Below are 16,317 nucleotides of genomic sequence, written 5' to 3' on the forward strand. Positions count from 1 at the left end.
GCCTGCCTTCCCTGCATCATCGCTCTACCACCCCGAAAAAACACTTCAAAAAAATTCGTTTTTTTCGCGACTGACCTCCGATTTCATATTCTTTTCAGAATCGGGTACCAACTTTGCATCGTAGTTCAACCGAAAACACTACGCAACAAAGTCAAACCAACTAAAAAACGATAACGCCATGAAAAAGCTTCTCATTCTGTTCGTAGCCATCTTCGCCCTGCAGACCACCGTTCGCGCCGACGACGATCGGCCCATCACCGTCACCCAGCTGCCCGCCAAGGCCCAGCAGCTCATCAAACAGTACTTCGCCAACGAAAAAATCGCGCTGGCCAAAGAGGACAAGGATTTCTTCTCGACCTCCTACGAAGTGCTCTTCACCAACGGCAACAAGCTGGAGTTCAACGGATCGGGCGAATGGTCGGAGCTCGACTGCAAACGCACCCAGGTTCCCGCCGCGCTGATTCCGCAACAGATTGCCACCTATGTGAAACAAAACTATCCGAAAGCAACCATCCTGAAGATCGAACGCGGTTCGTCGGACTATGACGTGAAACTCGACAACCGGCTCGAACTGACCTTCAACAAACAGTTCCAGCTGATCGACATCGACGACTAACCGCCGCGCCGGACAGCAAACAGACAGGGCCGTGCTCAGTGTATGCTGAGCACGGCCCTGCCGTATTCATAGACCGTCCGGTTCTGCCGCTCCGCATGGTCGCTTGCCATACGGAAGCGCTGCACGGTCAGAATCCGAAACCGATGGCCACCGACCAACCGGAGGCCGTTCCGCAAGCCGAGAACCAGTCGTTCGTCCACTCGCCGCGCAGGAAGAGCATCCGCCCCTGCCCGATTTGACGGTTGAGCCGCAGGTTCATCTTCAGCCGCGTAAAATCATCCGTCAAATAGCGGTAATTGGACTGAAGCGCCACAATGCGCGAAGAGGAGAAATCGGCCCCGGGCAGTGCCATTTCCCCGGCCACACGTCCCGACAGCGCCACCCCTGCACCGGCCTGCAGCATCCACTGTCCCCAGGCCCGCATAACGCCGGCATCCACGCCGGCCTGCCAGCGGGAAAAGTTCAGATAGCGCGCTGCCGAACGGTAATCGGAGCGAAAATCGAGATACGATACCGAAGGTTTGACCCACCACACCACCCGTTCCGCATCGGGACAGGTACCGACGAAGCCGGACAGGGTCGCATGGACCGTACGGTCGGCATAGCCGCTGGAGGTCGCAATCTCGGTATAGATATTCCCGGTCGCATCGCCGAAGATATGCTCCGTGCCGTGACGCTGACGCCAGTCGCCCTCGAGCGTTACGCCCCAGGCTCGCGCCGCGTCGCTGCGACCGTAGGCCGCCACGAATCGCAGAGTGTGGTCGGCGACCGTGACCAGCGGCAGGTTGTTCAGCCCGCTCATCTGCTTGCTGAAGGTGAAGTAGTCGTAGCCGACCGAAGCCGAGAAACCGCTCCGCGAGGCCGGAAAGAGATCGACCGATCCGCCCGCACCCCAACCGGAGTAGTTCGTACTGGTCTGGATACCCGCGAAACGGACGTAATCCAGACCAAGCCCGGTCATGTGATATACGGTGGCCTGGTACATGTCGTTGTAGAAGGCGATGTCGCCCCGCTGCCCGTACTTGCGACCGTGCAGGGCCAGCGCCAGTTCGTAACGCGCCCCCACGCTGCGTGCCGCAGCCAGCGACGCCTGCAGGTCGGAGACCACGTTTCGCGGCCGGGGATCGACCTCGCGATACTCGAGCAGGGCACGATAGGCCAGACTCGCCGCCAGGGTCCAGGCTCCCGTCCGGTGGGCGTAGCCGCCCGAAAAACGGTAGGTTTCCGAAGTCAGGCTTCCACCCACCGAATCGGCCGTCACATAGGGGTAGAGCAGCGCGAAATCGGCCGTCTCGCTCCACTGTACGTTACGCCGCGTGCCGTTGGTGTAGCCGGCCGAACCGAAAGCCCGTCCGCGGTCCGAAGTCCGCACAAAGGAACGGGCCGCAAATCCGAAACCGTCGTATCCGTCGCCCTCCTGAGCCAGCGACGCGGCACCGCGCCGGTCGCGGTCGTAGCCAATCGCCAGCTCGGACAGAGAAAACTCCTGCCGGTACCACTCGGCCGCGGGGTTGCGCAACAATCCGTCGGGCAATGCTTCCGCGGGCGAGGCGTCGGACATCACGCGTCCGAACAGGGTCAGCGTATCGGCGGGCGCAGCCCGCAGCGTCAGGCTGCACCAGCCGAACAGCCCCAATAAAATCGGTCGAACAAAATTCACGTTACGATTGAGTTCTTAACAAATCATACACAAGTTCACCCGCAGCGCGATCCGCCCGACAGGGCTCGAATCTTCAAAACGGGTATTTTTGGGGTCCACATGCCCCTTCCGGGCAGGCTCGACACGCCCCCCCTTCGCACTATTGCAACGAGGGGGTCACGTTGCGCTCGAAGTCCTCGGCCGAGTTGTTGGTGTCCTGCAACACGTCGCGGCCTTCGTCGTTCGTATAGGCTACCTTACGACGTACGGCCGTCCCGTAGTTGATCGTTCCGGCATTCAGGTCGCCGCAGTAGGTGTAGCTGATGTCCAGCGACGGATCGAACACCGACCACGCAAATTCATACTTGTAACCGCGCATCTCGACGGCGTCCACCACCCAATCGTTCGGAATCTTGTAGTAGGTTTTCGGGGTGGTCGGCTTACCCAGGATGTTGGTGTAGTAGGCCGAATAGGTGTATTCGTTGAGATAGCGGTCCTTGGTCATCCCCTGCGGCATCCGCACCAGCGCATAGGCCTTGGTTCCCTGCTTGTTCATCACGAAGATGGTCGCCGTGTAGCAATAGTAAACCTCCAGGTTGGGCACTGCCGGATTGTCGATGTCGGGATAGTTGGCGTTGGTCGAATTGGTGAACCACTCGAAGTCGGCACCGCTCAGATCCATGAAGCCCGGATCGGCCTCCTTGTGGTTCTGGGCGTTGTCGCAGATGACGATCGACTCGCCGGGCTGAACCGGATACTGCTTGCCGCTGCCCGGAATCACGAACACCGCATCCACTGTGATGGCCGAGTCGCGAATCATGGGCGTATAGTCGTTCTTGGTCGAGGTCGTAAAGGCCGACTCGACGAAAGCCAAGCCGTCGGCATAGAGCACCGTGTCGGAGTTGTTGGTAATCTTGATGTACGCGTCGCCATTATACTGTTTCTGGCTTCCGCTGGCATCGGGCGCATAGGCCGAACCTACGTAATAGATCTCCGAGATGACGAAGTCGTTGCTCGATTCGGGCACCACCGACAGCGCCAGGGTCAGTTTGAAGCTGCCGTCGGCCTTGACGACCACGTTGGTCTGCGCCCCCTGCATCTTGACGGTCACGGAGCTCTGCGAGGTCGCGTCGTCAGCCTTGCTGAGGTCGACCACACATTCGGCTTCGCCCACGAACTTCACGTTGTAGAGCCCCTCCTCGACCGATGCGCCGGTCGGAAGCGGATAGGCAATCTCGGTGGCGACGCCGGTGGTCACGTTGGTAAAAGTGTAGGTACCGCTCGTGACCGTCATCGAGGTGAAATTCGACGGAGCCGTCAGTTCGATCGTTTCGCTGCCGATGGAAACCTGTTTCGGGGTGTTGTCCGAACAGGAGGCGAACACACATGCCGCTGCACAGAGCAGGGCCAGTCGTTTGAGTTGTTTCATGGTTGGTATGTTTTTAAGATTGAATATCCGAGTGAGGGGTCAGAATTTCAGGTTCAGCTCCATGCCGAAATAGGGCGACGACGAGCGTCTCACGAGCACTCCGTTGCGGTAGTAGTCGGGATAGGCTCCGAACAGGCGGTTGACGTACATCGCCAGGCGCGCCCAGCGACCGAAATCCTTCGTGATTTTCAGGTTCACATCCATGCTGAAGGGGACGGTCGAACGGTCGAAATAACCGTCGGAGTAGGTCTGCACGAGCCATTGCAGCTGGGTATCGGTGCGGTCGGCCTCGGTGAAGAGGTGTTCGGTGCCCGACGCGTCGACCCACGCCACCGGAACACCGTCGTTCCACAACGGCTGGCTGCTGGTGAACCACAGGCATTGGAACGTGGTCGAGAAGGTGAGTCCCAACTGCTTCAGATAGGTGTCGAACGTGACGTTGGTGTTGAACTGCTGACGGATCGAACCGTCCTCCCAGTCGTAGAGCCCCACATACTTGACCGGATCGCCCCCCAGGTTGATCGTCGCGGAACGGTAGATCGGGGCGCTGTTGCTGTACGTGGTCCGGAACCAGGCGCCGTTCACCGTGATCCGGGTGCGGATACGCTCGATACGGGGCGTCGAGAACTGAAACTCGATCCCCTGTTTGTCGATCCGCGTGCCGTTAGCCCAACGGCCATAGGTGTTGAGCAGCGTATCCCACGTGTAGGGCAGCGTCGAAAGGTCGGGCGGGGCGGTCAGCGTCGCGGGGTCGAGGCCGCTGGCGTCGTATTTCTTGTAGGGCAATGCCTTGTAGTAGGTCATGGTACGGAATCCGTCGCGCATCCGCTCCTGGAAATAGGTCACCGAGAAGTTCATCTCGCGGTGGGCGGCGCTGAAGCGGAACTCCCACTTCAGGTTTCGGGCCGGCCGCAGATCGTAGTTGGCGTTGTCCCAGACGTAGGTCAGCATGTTCACACGCCGCAGCGCCGGATCGGTCGGGTAGTAGTTCAACTGCACGAGGTCGGCATAGAGAGGGTCGGGATAGAGCTGGTCGAGCGTCGGGGTCTTGGTGTGGCGACCGATACCGCCGGCCAGTTCGAAATCCCAACGGGCCGCCCCGCTCCCCACCGACGGCAGCTTCCACTGTACGTTGACCCGCGGATCGAGGTAGATCTTGCCGTGCATCTGATACTCTTTACCGATATTGAGCGGCATCATGGCCCGCAGGCCGGCCGTCACGATAAAACGGTGTTCGCCCGCCTGAAAACGGAGCACATCCTCGGCAAAGAGCGAAAGTTCGGTGCTGGCCGGGATATCGTAGAAGGGACGCGGACGGTTGGTATTGCTGGTGCTCAACGGACGGGTGATGTCGTAGATCTGGCCGGCGCCCCAGTTTTTATCGTACTTCCAGTCCAGCCCCACCTTGCCGCTGTGGCGGACCGCTCCGGTGGTTCCGCCCAGCCCGAGCACGGCCTTCACAAAGGCGTTCATCGGCTTGCCGTCCACCCCCACGTCGGCCGTATATTTGTAGGGCAGCAGTTCGGCATCGTACTCCTGACCGTTCACCATACCGATCGGCAGCGGCACGGCGCGGTTCAGATAGACCTGTTTGATCTGGTGCATGTAACTGAATTCCTGGGCCAGCGATGCGGTCACATCGAGCGTTTTGACGGGCCCGGCCTTGAAAAAGGCCCAGTTCAGGTTCGAGGAGAGGGCAAACCGGTTGTAGGAGGCCCGGTAGCTGTCGCCCGCCATCGACGCATCGGCATCGGTTTTCTCGCTGTCGAGCGAAGTGCTGTAATCGAGACTCAAACGGAAACGGAGCGACGACCGGTCGGTGACCCGTCGGCTGTTGTAACGCATCGAACCGGTAATGCGGCGATAGTTGGCCAGCGTATTGCGCGGATCGCTGCGGGCGGTCAGGTAATCGGCGTCGATATTCAGAATCTTGTCGTCGCCCTGCAGGGCGATGCCTTTGCCGAGGGAGACCAGTTTCCCATACTCGTCGGCCTTCACACGCGCCTCGAAAGGCGTGGCGGTCGCCCGGCGACGGATGTTGATCAGTCCGCTGGTCAGGTTGCCGTACTCCACGGAGGGGATCCCGCGGACCACCTCGACCGACTCGATGTTGTCGGTGGGGATCGAACGCATGTCCAGCCCGCGCGAAACGATCGAATTGTCGCTGCTCGAACCGGGAATGGCCTGCAGGTTGGCATCCGCACTGATCGGCACACCGTCCATCACGAAAGCCGTGCCGAGCGACGAGATGTCGTAATCATCGCTGCTGATGCCGGCTTCGCGCAACCGGATCAGGTTGGGCGACCCGAGCTGAGGCGTCTCGGCCATGCCGCCGGGCAGCAACGACAGCAGGTCCGCAAAACTGGAGGGTTGCAGGTGCTCCATGGCCTGCCGGTCGATGCGCGAGGCACTGGTAGCTCCACGCGACTCCTGAGCCGTGACAACCACTTCGCCGGTAGTCACGGGGCGGATGACCAATCCGATCCGCAGCGTAGTATCGCGATCGATCCGAAGGGTCTGCTCCCAGGTCTGGTACCCGACGAAAGCCACCTTGACCCGATACTCACCCGGCTCCAAAGCCGAAAAAGCAAAGGCTCCCTGTGCATCGGTAATGGTTCCGCGAGGCGTGGCGGTTGCGGCCGGAAAGAGCTGCACCAGCGCATAATCCTGGGGTTGACCGGTGGACACGTCGAGCACCTTTCCGCGGATCGTGATTCCGGCGGCGGCAACCCCCTGGAGGGTCAACAGAAGGACTATGGAGAGCAGGCAGCGGGTCTTTTTCATCATGGCGCTGCAAAGTTACCGGGGCGGTCAGGGCACGGCAATCGCCACATTTGAGGAAAAAAAGTTCGGGCCTCCCCATTTTTAGGGAGGCCCGAATCGATCCGTAACCTTCACACCGCCAGGCGTCACGGAGTCGGATTACTTGTCACGGGTGCGAAACTTAACCAGGTAATTCTCATAGAGCCGAACTCCGTCAGGGGTGACAAACCCGTAATTTCTCAATATCAGGAATTCATAATTCCGATTCGGTTCCAACTCCACCTTCATAGTCAGAGAGGTCTTATCCTCGGAATAGCCGACCAGGTCGCCGAATTTGATCCGCGTAGCCTCCCCTCCGGGCCCCAATCCGAAGGAGTATCCCCGCCCCACGAGCGGACGGTCGAAACGAATCGTCAGCTCGGTCAGTGCGGGATCTACGTCCTGGGCCCCATTACCGAACGGTTCAATGGCTACGACTTTCAATGCTTTCTCACGCAGCACCTCCGCTTCGGCCTCACGGCGTGCCCGAATCGTATCCATCTGTTCCACCGTCTCGGCACACCATTGCGTCAGCCGGGGCATGAAACTTCGGAAATCGGGATATTTATCCCGGTTCGCTTCATACTCGCCCAACAGTTCCACCGCCTCAGGCATCCAGATAAAACGACAGTTCGCCGTCTCGTCGAGCATGGCCTCGGCTACGACCGCCGAATCGGCATATTCCATAAAATAGCGGATCACCGCCGCACGGGTGAACGTTTCGCAAACGATTCCGTACCCTTCTCCGTAATGCTGCGCCCGCAGGGCATCCACTTCGGCCTGAAACAGAGCCGTAGACAAGGCCGAGAGCTCCGGAACGGCAATCAATACCGGATTGACGAACGAGTGTGCGAACTCGTGAACCAGCGTATTGAAATAGGCCATCCGATTGGCGAACATGACCGGTTCCTTGTTCCGCCGGATACCCACTCCACCCATAAAGGCATAGATCTCCCGTGTCGAGTCGGGATAAACAATATCACCGCCATAGCTGTTCCCTCCGAGCATCAGCCCGATAACGGGAATCATTCCCGTGTGCGAATCCTCGCCGAAAAAGCGGTTGAACCACTCGGACTCCAATTTCGGAAAAACACCCTCCACATAGGTTTCGACGGCCCGGTACAGCGAATCCTGTCGGGCAAAAAACTCTTCACAACGGGCATCCTTGTAGAATTCGTTCAACAACCGGATAAACTCGGTTCCGCCCTCGAGGCCCCACCGCCAGTCGGGGAGTGTCTCCGTCAGCGTCAGCCGCGGCTCAATCTGCGGAGGTTCGGTCATGTAGGGCGCCATCACCGGCACCGCATCATAAGCCAACCGTTTGGTCTGACGCAACTGGCGCATGTGTTGGACGACCGGATGCTCGCGATAGGGGGCAAACCAGGCATCCACACTGTCCGTATAGGGAGGAACCAGTTCCGACTGGAACTCACGTAGACCGGCCAGACGGGCCACAATCGTTACCAACTCCAGACGGCGATCCACTTTTGGAGCGGATATTCCGTGAAATGCGGTTGCCGCAGGCTGGGCAACTGCCGCACAACTGATGAAAACGGTCCAAACGATTAGAAGAATTGCCTTTTTCATACTGAACGGTATTTTAGGATTACTGAATCTCCCGGCATATCCTTCGCACCATGAAGGCACCAAGCCATATCCCCCCATACTCTTTTCACACCCCATACGGTACTCTTCAAATTTATGAATTTTAAGCGACATACAGGGGTATGCCACTTCAAGATCGGCAGGCCGGTCCCCACACAAGAACCGCACCGGTTCCGTTTACTTGTCGCGGGTGCGGAACGTGACAAGGTAATCTTCGTACATACGGACGCCGTCGGCTCCGACAAAACTGTAATCTTTCAACACCCAAAACCGGTAGGTCCGCCCCGGCTTCAACCGCACGGATACCGTGACCGCCCGTTTGTCTTCGGAATAACGCGCCTTGCCATACATGGGCACCCCCTCTTCCGAATCGGGATGGGGATTGAAAGAATAGCCACGCCCCACAAGCGGACGATCGAAACGAATCGTCAATTCGGTCAGCGCGGGGTCTACGTCCTGCGCTCCGTTGCCGAAGGGTTCGACCGCCACCACCTTCAACGCCTGTTCGCGGCGCACCTCGCGTTCAGTCTCACGACGCGCATAGAGGGTCTCCAGACTCCCGACCGTCTCAAGACACCAGCTCCGCACGCAGGGAACAAAAGCCACAAAGTCGGGATAGCGGTCGCGATGGGCGGCATACTCTTCGAGCAGCGCCACCGCCTCAGGCATCCAGACGAAGCCGAGGTCTATCTGCGCCCACAACTCATTCTCCGCGGCTACCGATGTCGCATGCTCCTTCAGGTAGCTGATCACGGCCGCCCGAACGAACGTCTCGTACAACACCACACTGCCAGCCGCATATGCCTGTCGGTTCATGCGTTCGGCTTCGGCCCGATAGAGTCCCTCGGCCGCGCATAACAACAACGTATCGCGCCCCAGCGTCGGGTTGATGAACGAATGGCAAAACTCGTGGACAATCGTCCGTTTGAACAGCTCCGCATCGAACATCGGCTGCCCTTCCCAAAGCGACCAGCTCCCCATAAAGGCATAGTTGTCGACCGTTGAGTCGGGATAGAGAATCCGTCCTCCGTAGTTGCCGCCTCCGAAGCCCATTCCGACAATCGGCACCATGCCGTCCGAACACTGAACGCCGAAGAAACGTCCGAACCACTCCATGTCGATCTCCGAGAAGACCTGTTGAAAACTACGCTCCACGGTAGCGAACAGGGTATCCTGACGCTCAAAGAACTCCTCGCAGCGCGTGTCGCGATAGAAACGGCGCAGCAGACGGATGAACTTCGTACCGGATTTTACACCCCATCGCGCTTCGGGTTGGGTGGCGGTCAGCGGCAACCGCGCCCGCAGGCGGGGAGGTTCGCTCAGGTAGACCCCCATAATCGGCACCGCATTGTAGGATACCCCTTGCCGCTTCCTCAGCTCGCGTAGATACACCACAGCGGGATGGTCGCGGTAGGGGGTGAACCAGGCATCGAGACTGTCGGTATAGGCCCGCACCAAAGAAGATTGATACTCCGGAAAATCGGCCAGCCGGGCAACGATGGTCATCAGTTCGACCCGCCGGTCCACGACGGGTGCCGCGACACCGACCGTAGCCGTCGCCTGCGAACGGGCCGTCAACGTGAACAACGCCAACCATGCCACACACAGAAATTTCACTGCTTTCATCACTGTAAGTTAAGTTTCTCCATGTTGTTCATTCAATCCAAAGAACGTGCCAAGCAGCACAAATACTTATTTATCAATACATTACAAAAACGTCTATTCCACCCATGTGTCCAATAATTAGACACCGGATGTCTAATTATTGGACACACTCCCCCCTACCCAAAAGCGGGGATGCCCGGCGACGCTTTTCCCCATTTTTGGGGATTCCCCGCCCCGAAACACCCCACTACCTTTGCATTCGGTTCGACATGCCCACACCCGAACTGACTCCCCGTACGAAAACCAATAAAAACTACCATACCATGAAAAAGTATCTTCTTTGCACACTGGCCCTCGCCGGTGCCCTCAGCCTCGCCTCGTGCGGCGGCAACGCCTCCACCTCCGGCAATGCCCAAACGGCCGAAAACCAAAGCGCCACGGTGAAAACGATGGACGTCGACTCGCTGCTGGCGGTAGCCGAGACACTGGTCGATCAACCGATCACCATCGAAGGCATCTGCACCCACATCTGCTCGCACGGCGGAGGCAAGATCTTCCTGATGGGCAGCGACGATACCAAAACCATCCGCGTCGAAGCCGGCCAGCAGATCGGCAGCTTCCCGCAGGAGGTCGTGAACAGCATCGTGACCATCAACGGTACGTTGCGCGAGCAACGCATCGACGAAGCCTACCTGGCCCGTTGGGAAGAGCAGGTGAAGAACCAAACCGAAGAGAAACACGGCGACAGCGGAGCGGGCTGCGAATCGGAACAGAAAGCCCGCGGCGAAGCGACCGGTGCCGTCTCGACCGCCGACCGCATCGCAGCCTTCCGTCAACGCATTGCCGACCGCAAGGCCAAAGAGGGTAAGGATTACCTCTCGTTCTACTATATCGACGGCAGCTCCTACACGATCCAGGAATAGGCACCCCTTTCCTGGATCGGCCGAACGGACCGGGAGGCGTGGAGTGACGGACACGCCTTCCCTCTCCCAGTCGGCACACTGCCGATCCCCCGTTTAAGGACCGGCAGCCCAACCTCCCCTCGTGCAGCGGCACACCATCCGCCGTTTAATCCCGTCGGATCGTTCCACCTCGGTGGCCGCAGACCGTCTCCGCTGGCCGCTGAACCCGTCATCGAACCGAACAGCCACCGGATGCACCGCTCCTCGCTTTTTCCAACAGAACCAACCCTTCATACAAAAACAGATCAAGAATGGCATCGTCATTCATGAACAACGTGCGCAAAATCAGCCGCCGTGTCCATCGCGATTTCTCCTTCTTTTTCGCGGGCGTGATCCTGATTTACGCCATATCGGGCATCGCCCTGAACCACAAGGCGACCTTCAACTCCAACTACGACATCAGCCGCCGCACCTTCACCATCGAAGGCACCCTCCCCTCGCGCAGCAACGTGACCGAAGAGTGGGTCAAAGAGCACCTGCTCCGGCCCGTCGACGAGGAACAGGCCTACACCAAGCACTACTTCCCGCAGCCGAATACCGTCAAGGTGTTCCTCAAGGGCGGGTCGAGCGTGGTGGCCGACCTCACCACCGGACAGGCCGAATACGAAGCCTTCAAACGGCGCCCCTTCTTCAGCGCCGTGAGCCGGCTCCACTACAACCCCGGCCGCTGGTGGACCCTCTTCTCCGACATCTTCGCCATCGCCCTGATCCTCATCACCATCACCGGTTTCACCATGATGAAGGGACGCAAGGGGCTGATCGGCTGGGGCGGAGTGGAACTGCTCGCAGGCCTGCTCTTCCCGCTGGCGTTCCTCTTCTTTTTCTAAAGCCCGCGACGCGCCTGCCCCGAGCCGTGCCACCCCCGAGCCGTGCGAAGAGTTCCGCATACCCGCAAAAACGGCTTACGACCGGAAAACTCCGCATCCGACGAACGGCCACCCGCTGTCCCCCGCAGGCCGCCCGCACTGACAAACGCAACCCTATGGCAGACAACATCATCGAGTGCCGCAACCTGACCCACTACTACGGTCGGCGGCTGATATACGAAAACCTGAGTTTCGGCGTGCCCCGCGGACGCATCCTCGGCCTGCTGGGCAAAAACGGAACCGGAAAGACCACCACCATCAACATCCTGAGCGGTTACCTCAAACCCCGCTCGGGAGCCTGCTACATTTTCGGCGAGAACATCCAGCAGATGGATCCCCGCACCCGGCAGAACATCGGACTGCTGATCGAGGGCCACATCCAGTACGCCTTCATGAGCATCGCCCAGATCGAGAAGTTCTACGCGCCGTTCTATCCCCGCTGGAACCGCGCCGCCTACTACGAACTGATGGACAAGCTGCACGTGGCCCCCGGCCAGCGTATCTCGCGCATGTCGTGCGGCCAGCGGTCGCAGGTGGCGCTGGGGCTGATCCTCGCCCAGAATCCCGACCTGCTGGTGCTGGACGACTTCTCGCTGGGGCTCGACCCCGGCTACCGGCGCCTCTTCATCGAGTACCTGCGCGAATACGCCAAAGCCGAAAACAAGACCGTCTTCCTCACCTCACACATCATCCAGGACATGGAGCGGCTCATCGACGACTGCATCATGCTCGACTACGGCCGCATCCTGCTCCAGAAACCGATCGGCGAACTGCTCGACACCGTGCGGCAGTACACCTTCACGCTGACGGCCGACGGCCCGCTGCCCGACGACGAACGGCTCTTCCACCCCTCGACCATCCGCAACCGCGGCGAACTCTTCTCGTTCCTGCCCGAGGAGGAGGTGCGCCGCATCCTCGACCGGCAACAGGTGCCCTACACCGACCTGCAAAGCCACCGGGTAGGACTCGAAGACGCCTTTATCGGACTGACCGGAAAATATTAATGACCACAGAGCGGATTTCCCTCCCGAAAGGCCACAACCTGTTCTGCCGAAAAGGCAGCCGGACCACATCCGTGATTCCATTGCAGGCCTCCGCCCGCCAAGGCCACTGCCTGCCAAAGGATGTCAAAGGGAGATTCCCGACCCGTCATGTAAAACATTGTGATATGTTAAAAACCATTTGCTATAAAGAGTGGATCAAGACCCGCTGGTACCTGATCCTCTCGACCGTGCTGCTAGCCGCCCTGACCGGCTACTGCCTGCTCAACGTGAGCCGCGTCATCGAATTCAAGGGCGCCGTACACCTGTGGGAGGTGATGCTCGAACGCGACGCCATCTTCATTGACCTGGTCACCTACGTGCCGCTGCTGGCGGGACTGCTGCTGGCCCTGTTCCAGTTCATGCCCGAGATGCAGCAAAGCCGCATCAAGTTGACCCTCCACCTGCCCTATCCCCACTACCGGATGGTGGCCGCCATGCTGCTCTACGGCACCGTGATGCTCTGCGTGAACTATCTGATCAGCCTGGCGATGATCTCGCTCTGCTTCGATGCAGTCGTGGCCCGCGAACTCTTCGCCCGCGTGATCCTGACCGCCCTGCCGTGGTACGTGGCCGGACTGGCCGCCTACTTCCTGGCCGCCTGGGTATGCCTCGAACCCACCTGGAAACGACGCATCCTCAATATGCTGGTAGGAGTCGGCGTGCTGCGCCTCTTCTTTTTGGCCCCCGCACCCGAAGCCTACAACCGTTTTCTGCCCGGACTGGCGCTCTTCACCCTGCTGTTGAGCCTGCTCAGCATGCTCTCGGTCCATCGATTCAAGACCGGAGAACAGGACTAACCCCCACCATTTCGACCACACCATGATACGACTCAGCAAAATACTCCTCTTTTTCATCGCCACCGTTCTGCTGGCCTGGATTCTGCCCTGGGCCTACGATTTTCTGGTCGGTGCCAAACCGCGCACCCCGTTTACGCTCTACAGCACCGTGAGCGGTGAGTTTGTCTCCCTGCAGTCCGGCGACCGCGGAGTCGAGTACCGCGACGCCACGGGACGTACCTTCACCGAACGGGAGTTCGACAGCCTGCTGCCCTTCTTCTACTACCGCCAGCTGATTGCCGACAACCGTTTTCCGGACACCCTGCGCGGTACTGCCGTGACCCCGCGTATGGCACAGACCCAGACCTTCATGTTCCGCAGTTCGCCGCGCGAGGTGAATGCCACCCGTCCGGGGATCTACCCGATGCTCGAATCGATGTCGGGCCGGGTCGATCTGGAGACCCCGACCGACGTTTTCCGCATCGACCGCCAGGGCATCACCTTCATCGACTGCGCCACCAACAGCGTGATGGCCGATAAAAGCAGCGCCTTCACCGAGATGCTCCGCAAAAAGGGCTTCACCTTCCCGGCCCGGATCATCGCCGGCAACCCCACCACCCGCAAGGAGTACGACGAGGGATTCTTCATCACCGACTCCACCGGACGGCTCTTCCACATGAAACAGACCAAGGGAAGACCCTACGTCCGGGCCGTCGAACTGCCCGACGGGATGGAGATCGACCGGATCTTCGTCACCGAATTCCGCGGCCGGCAGTACTACGCCCTGCTGACCGATACCAAAGGCGGCCTCCATGTCGTGACCACCGGAGACTATGCCCTCCACCCGGTCGACATTCCGCCCGTGGACCTGACCCGGCAGCGGCTGCTGATCGTCGGCAACCCCTTCGACTGGACCCTCTCGGTGGGCGATCACGACGGCACGGAACACTACTACGCCATCGATGCCGCCAACTTCGGACGGCTCCGCGAACTCACCTACCCCGCTCCCGAAACGACCGCCGTCGAACGAGCCAGGAAATACCTCTTCCCGTTCCGCCTTTCGTTCACCTCATCGCTCGATACCGAAGTCATTCCCCGCGTGACCGACATTTCGGGCTGGGCGCTGATTCTGGGAGCCGTACTGGCCGTCGCCTTCTGCGTGATCCGCAAAACCAACCCCATCCGGATCGTGCCCCAATGTCTCTTTATCCTGCTCTTCGGAGTCTACGCCTTTATCGGGCTGCTCCTCTTTTCGAAACGTTAAAACCACCCATCCCTATCTGCTCTGATGACGTGTCGTCTCCACATGGCGGGAGACGGCACGTCTCTTTTCTGTTTTCCCCTCCTTTCGGACCCGATCGCCGCTGACCTCGATAGCTGCCGGCAACGCTTTCTTGCCCTTCGCAGGGCTTCCGGCAATCCCTCTGCCGCTCTACCCCGCTTCCTGCCGGAAAACCGCGGCTACGGTCGGCCGATTCTCACGCCTCCGGGTTCCGAATCCGACTGAAAAACACTACCTTTGTCCCCTGCGATGGTTCCGCCATGCTGACCGACAACCCCACCCGTCGGTCACCGGATTAAAAGGGAACGCCGTGCAAATCGGCGACAGTTCCCGCTGCTGTAAGTTCCGCTTCTCTCCCGTCCGCGGCCCCCACCGGGGTCCATCCGCTACCCGGGAGAATCACGCCGTCACGACTCTCTCAGCCACTGGCCCCCGTGGGGCCGGGAAGGCGTCGCGACAGGAACGAGTCAGAAGACCTGCCTTCGCCCCCTCTCCCGATCGGCGACCCTACGGCGAATAGGCGCGGACACCACCGGAACGAACCACGCTCCACCTCCATCCGACATTCCCGTTCCCCGTCAGGCAGCCGTTCCCGCAGAGCCTAACCGCCCCCAAGGCCACACTGACGATGAACAACCCCATCCGACGCATACTGATTGCCCTTTTGGCGTGCAGCCTCACCGCCTGCATGGACTACGGCCCGATGGACGAAGAGTCCTTCGACGGCACGTCGCCCGCCGGCGACGGTGTCTTCATCCTCTGCGAAGGCAACTTCATGTACGGCAACGCCACCCTCTCGTACTACATCCCCAGCAAGCGAAGCGTTCAGAACGAAATCTTCGCCCGAGCCAACGGCATCGCCCTGGGCGACGTAGCCCAGTCGATGACCATCCACGACGGACGTGGCTATCTGGTGGTGAACAACTCCGGCGTGATCTTCGTCATCGACCCCGACACCTTCCGCGTCACAGGCACCCTCACGGGACTCGTCTCGCCGCGCTACGTCCACTTCGTGAGCGACACCAAGGCCTACGTCACCGACCTCTACGACGCGCGCATCACCATCTTCAACCCCCAGACCCTCGAAATCACCGGCCACATCCCGCTCAACGGCCACAAGTCGGCCGAACAGATGGTCCAGTGGGGCGACACGGTCTTCACCAACTGCTGGTCCTACGACAACAAGATTCTGGTGATCGACAGCCGCAGCGACCAGCTGATCGATTCGATCACGGTCGGCATCCAACCCACCTCGCTGGCGCTGGACAAATATGGAAAATTGTGGACCCTCACTGACGGCGGCTACGAAGGCAGCCCCTACGGCCACGAAAAACCCGCCCTCTGGCGGATCGATGCCCGCAGCCTCACGATCGAACGCCGGCTCCCCATGTCGATCGACAACAGCCCCTCGCGCGTCACACTCAACGGCTCCCGTGACACCCTCTACTACATCGACCGCGGAATCTGGCAGATGCCTGTCGAATCCGATGACCTGCCCGCCGTGCCCCTGGTCCCCTACTCCGGCACCATCTACTACGGCCTCGGCATCCATCCGCTCTCGTCGGAAATCTACGTCGCCGACGCCATCGACTACGTGCAGTCAGGCGTAGTCTATCGTTTCACGCCGCAGGGGTTGCCACTCGACACCGTTCGGGTCGGCATCACTCCCGGAGCCTTTTGTTTCAAATAAGC

The 16,317-nt window shown here is 59.8% G+C and carries 12 protein-coding genes and 1 riboswitch; of the genes, 7 read left to right on the top strand and 5 right to left on the bottom strand.

Translation table 11 applies throughout. The features are described 5' to 3' along the window. Window positions 1-178 precede the first annotated feature (178 nt). On the top strand, window positions 179-616 hold the full coding sequence (locus BQ5379_RS07030) for a PepSY-like domain-containing protein (protein WP_071134779.1): 438 nt from the start codon (window positions 179-181) through the stop codon (window positions 614-616). A gap of 127 nt (window positions 617-743) precedes the next feature. On the opposite strand, the gene BQ5379_RS07035 is transcribed toward BQ5379_RS07030, so the two are convergent. From BQ5379_RS07035 to BQ5379_RS07055, 5 genes are all read right to left on the bottom strand, one after another. Continuing rightward, entirely contained in the window at window positions 744-2,276 is a 1,533-nt protein-coding gene (locus BQ5379_RS07035; RefSeq protein ID WP_143039409.1) for a DUF6850 family outer membrane beta-barrel protein, read from the bottom strand. A gap of 139 nt (window positions 2,277-2,415) precedes the next feature. Continuing rightward, complete coding sequence (locus BQ5379_RS07040; protein ID WP_071134781.1) at window positions 2,416-3,684, bottom strand: DUF4876 domain-containing protein; 1,269 nt, start codon at window positions 3,682-3,684, stop codon at window positions 2,416-2,418. Window positions 3,685-3,723: 39 nt separating this feature from the next. Continuing rightward, entirely contained in the window at window positions 3,724-6,471 is a 2,748-nt protein-coding gene (locus BQ5379_RS07045; RefSeq protein WP_083377640.1) for a TonB-dependent receptor, read from the bottom strand. Between the two features lie 135 nt (window positions 6,472-6,606). After that, complete coding sequence (locus BQ5379_RS07050; protein WP_159431228.1) at window positions 6,607-8,073, bottom strand: DUF4932 domain-containing protein; 1,467 nt, start codon at window positions 8,071-8,073, stop codon at window positions 6,607-6,609. 195 nt (window positions 8,074-8,268) lie between these two features. Then, on the bottom strand, window positions 8,269-9,717 hold the full coding sequence (locus BQ5379_RS07055; RefSeq protein WP_071134783.1) for a DUF4932 domain-containing protein: 1,449 nt from the start codon (window positions 9,715-9,717) through the stop codon (window positions 8,269-8,271). Window positions 9,718-10,019: 302 nt separating this feature from the next. Between BQ5379_RS07055 and BQ5379_RS07060 the strand changes: the two genes are divergently transcribed. The 6 genes from BQ5379_RS07060 (at window position 10,020) to BQ5379_RS07085 (ending at window position 16,315) form a co-directional block, all read left to right on the top strand. Beyond that, on the top strand, window positions 10,020-10,619 hold the full coding sequence (locus BQ5379_RS07060) for a hypothetical protein (protein WP_071135581.1): 600 nt from the start codon (window positions 10,020-10,022) through the stop codon (window positions 10,617-10,619). A gap of 290 nt (window positions 10,620-10,909) precedes the next feature. Next, window positions 10,910-11,485 (top strand): PepSY-associated TM helix domain-containing protein, encoded by a 576-nt coding sequence (locus tag BQ5379_RS07065; RefSeq protein WP_071134784.1) that lies wholly within the window; start codon window positions 10,910-10,912, stop codon window positions 11,483-11,485. 155 nt (window positions 11,486-11,640) lie between these two features. After that, on the top strand, window positions 11,641-12,528 hold the full coding sequence (locus BQ5379_RS07070; RefSeq protein WP_071134785.1) for an ABC transporter ATP-binding protein: 888 nt from the start codon (window positions 11,641-11,643) through the stop codon (window positions 12,526-12,528). Window positions 12,529-12,692: 164 nt separating this feature from the next. Next, complete coding sequence (locus BQ5379_RS07075; RefSeq protein ID WP_071134786.1) at window positions 12,693-13,364, top strand: hypothetical protein; 672 nt, start codon at window positions 12,693-12,695, stop codon at window positions 13,362-13,364. Between the two features lie 22 nt (window positions 13,365-13,386). Continuing rightward, complete coding sequence (locus BQ5379_RS07080) at window positions 13,387-14,607, top strand: DUF4857 domain-containing protein (RefSeq protein ID WP_071134787.1); 1,221 nt, start codon at window positions 13,387-13,389, stop codon at window positions 14,605-14,607. 251 nt (window positions 14,608-14,858) lie between these two features. Continuing rightward, window positions 14,859-15,123, top strand: a riboswitch (cobalamin riboswitch). 130 nt (window positions 15,124-15,253) lie between these two features. Then, complete coding sequence (locus tag BQ5379_RS07085; RefSeq protein ID WP_071134788.1) at window positions 15,254-16,315, top strand: YncE family protein; 1,062 nt, start codon at window positions 15,254-15,256, stop codon at window positions 16,313-16,315. The last annotated feature ends 2 nt before the right edge of the window (window positions 16,316-16,317 follow it).

Source organism: Millionella massiliensis (genome assembly GCF_900104655.1).
Taxonomy (GTDB): domain Bacteria; phylum Bacteroidota; class Bacteroidia; order Bacteroidales; family Rikenellaceae; genus Rikenella; species Rikenella massiliensis.

Coding starts and splice junctions, on each gene's coding strand:
- BQ5379_RS07085 (WP_071134788.1), top strand. CDS start 15,254: ATGAACAACCCCATCCGACGCATACTGATTGCCCTTTTGGCGTGCAGC.
- BQ5379_RS07055 (WP_071134783.1), bottom strand. CDS start 9,717: ATGAAAGCAGTGAAATTTCTGTGTGTGGCATGGTTGGCGTTGTTCACG.
- BQ5379_RS07060 (WP_071135581.1), top strand. CDS start 10,020: ATGAAAAAGTATCTTCTTTGCACACTGGCCCTCGCCGGTGCCCTCAGC.
- BQ5379_RS07080 (WP_071134787.1), top strand. CDS start 13,387: ATGATACGACTCAGCAAAATACTCCTCTTTTTCATCGCCACCGTTCTG.
- BQ5379_RS07045 (WP_083377640.1), bottom strand. CDS start 6,471: ATGATGAAAAAGACCCGCTGCCTGCTCTCCATAGTCCTTCTGTTGACC.
- BQ5379_RS07030 (WP_071134779.1), top strand. CDS start 179: ATGAAAAAGCTTCTCATTCTGTTCGTAGCCATCTTCGCCCTGCAGACC.
- BQ5379_RS07040 (WP_071134781.1), bottom strand. CDS start 3,684: ATGAAACAACTCAAACGACTGGCCCTGCTCTGTGCAGCGGCATGTGTG.
- BQ5379_RS07065 (WP_071134784.1), top strand. CDS start 10,910: ATGGCATCGTCATTCATGAACAACGTGCGCAAAATCAGCCGCCGTGTC.
- BQ5379_RS07070 (WP_071134785.1), top strand. CDS start 11,641: ATGGCAGACAACATCATCGAGTGCCGCAACCTGACCCACTACTACGGT.
- BQ5379_RS07075 (WP_071134786.1), top strand. CDS start 12,693: ATGTTAAAAACCATTTGCTATAAAGAGTGGATCAAGACCCGCTGGTAC.
- BQ5379_RS07050 (WP_159431228.1), bottom strand. CDS start 8,073: ATGAAAAAGGCAATTCTTCTAATCGTTTGGACCGTTTTCATCAGTTGT.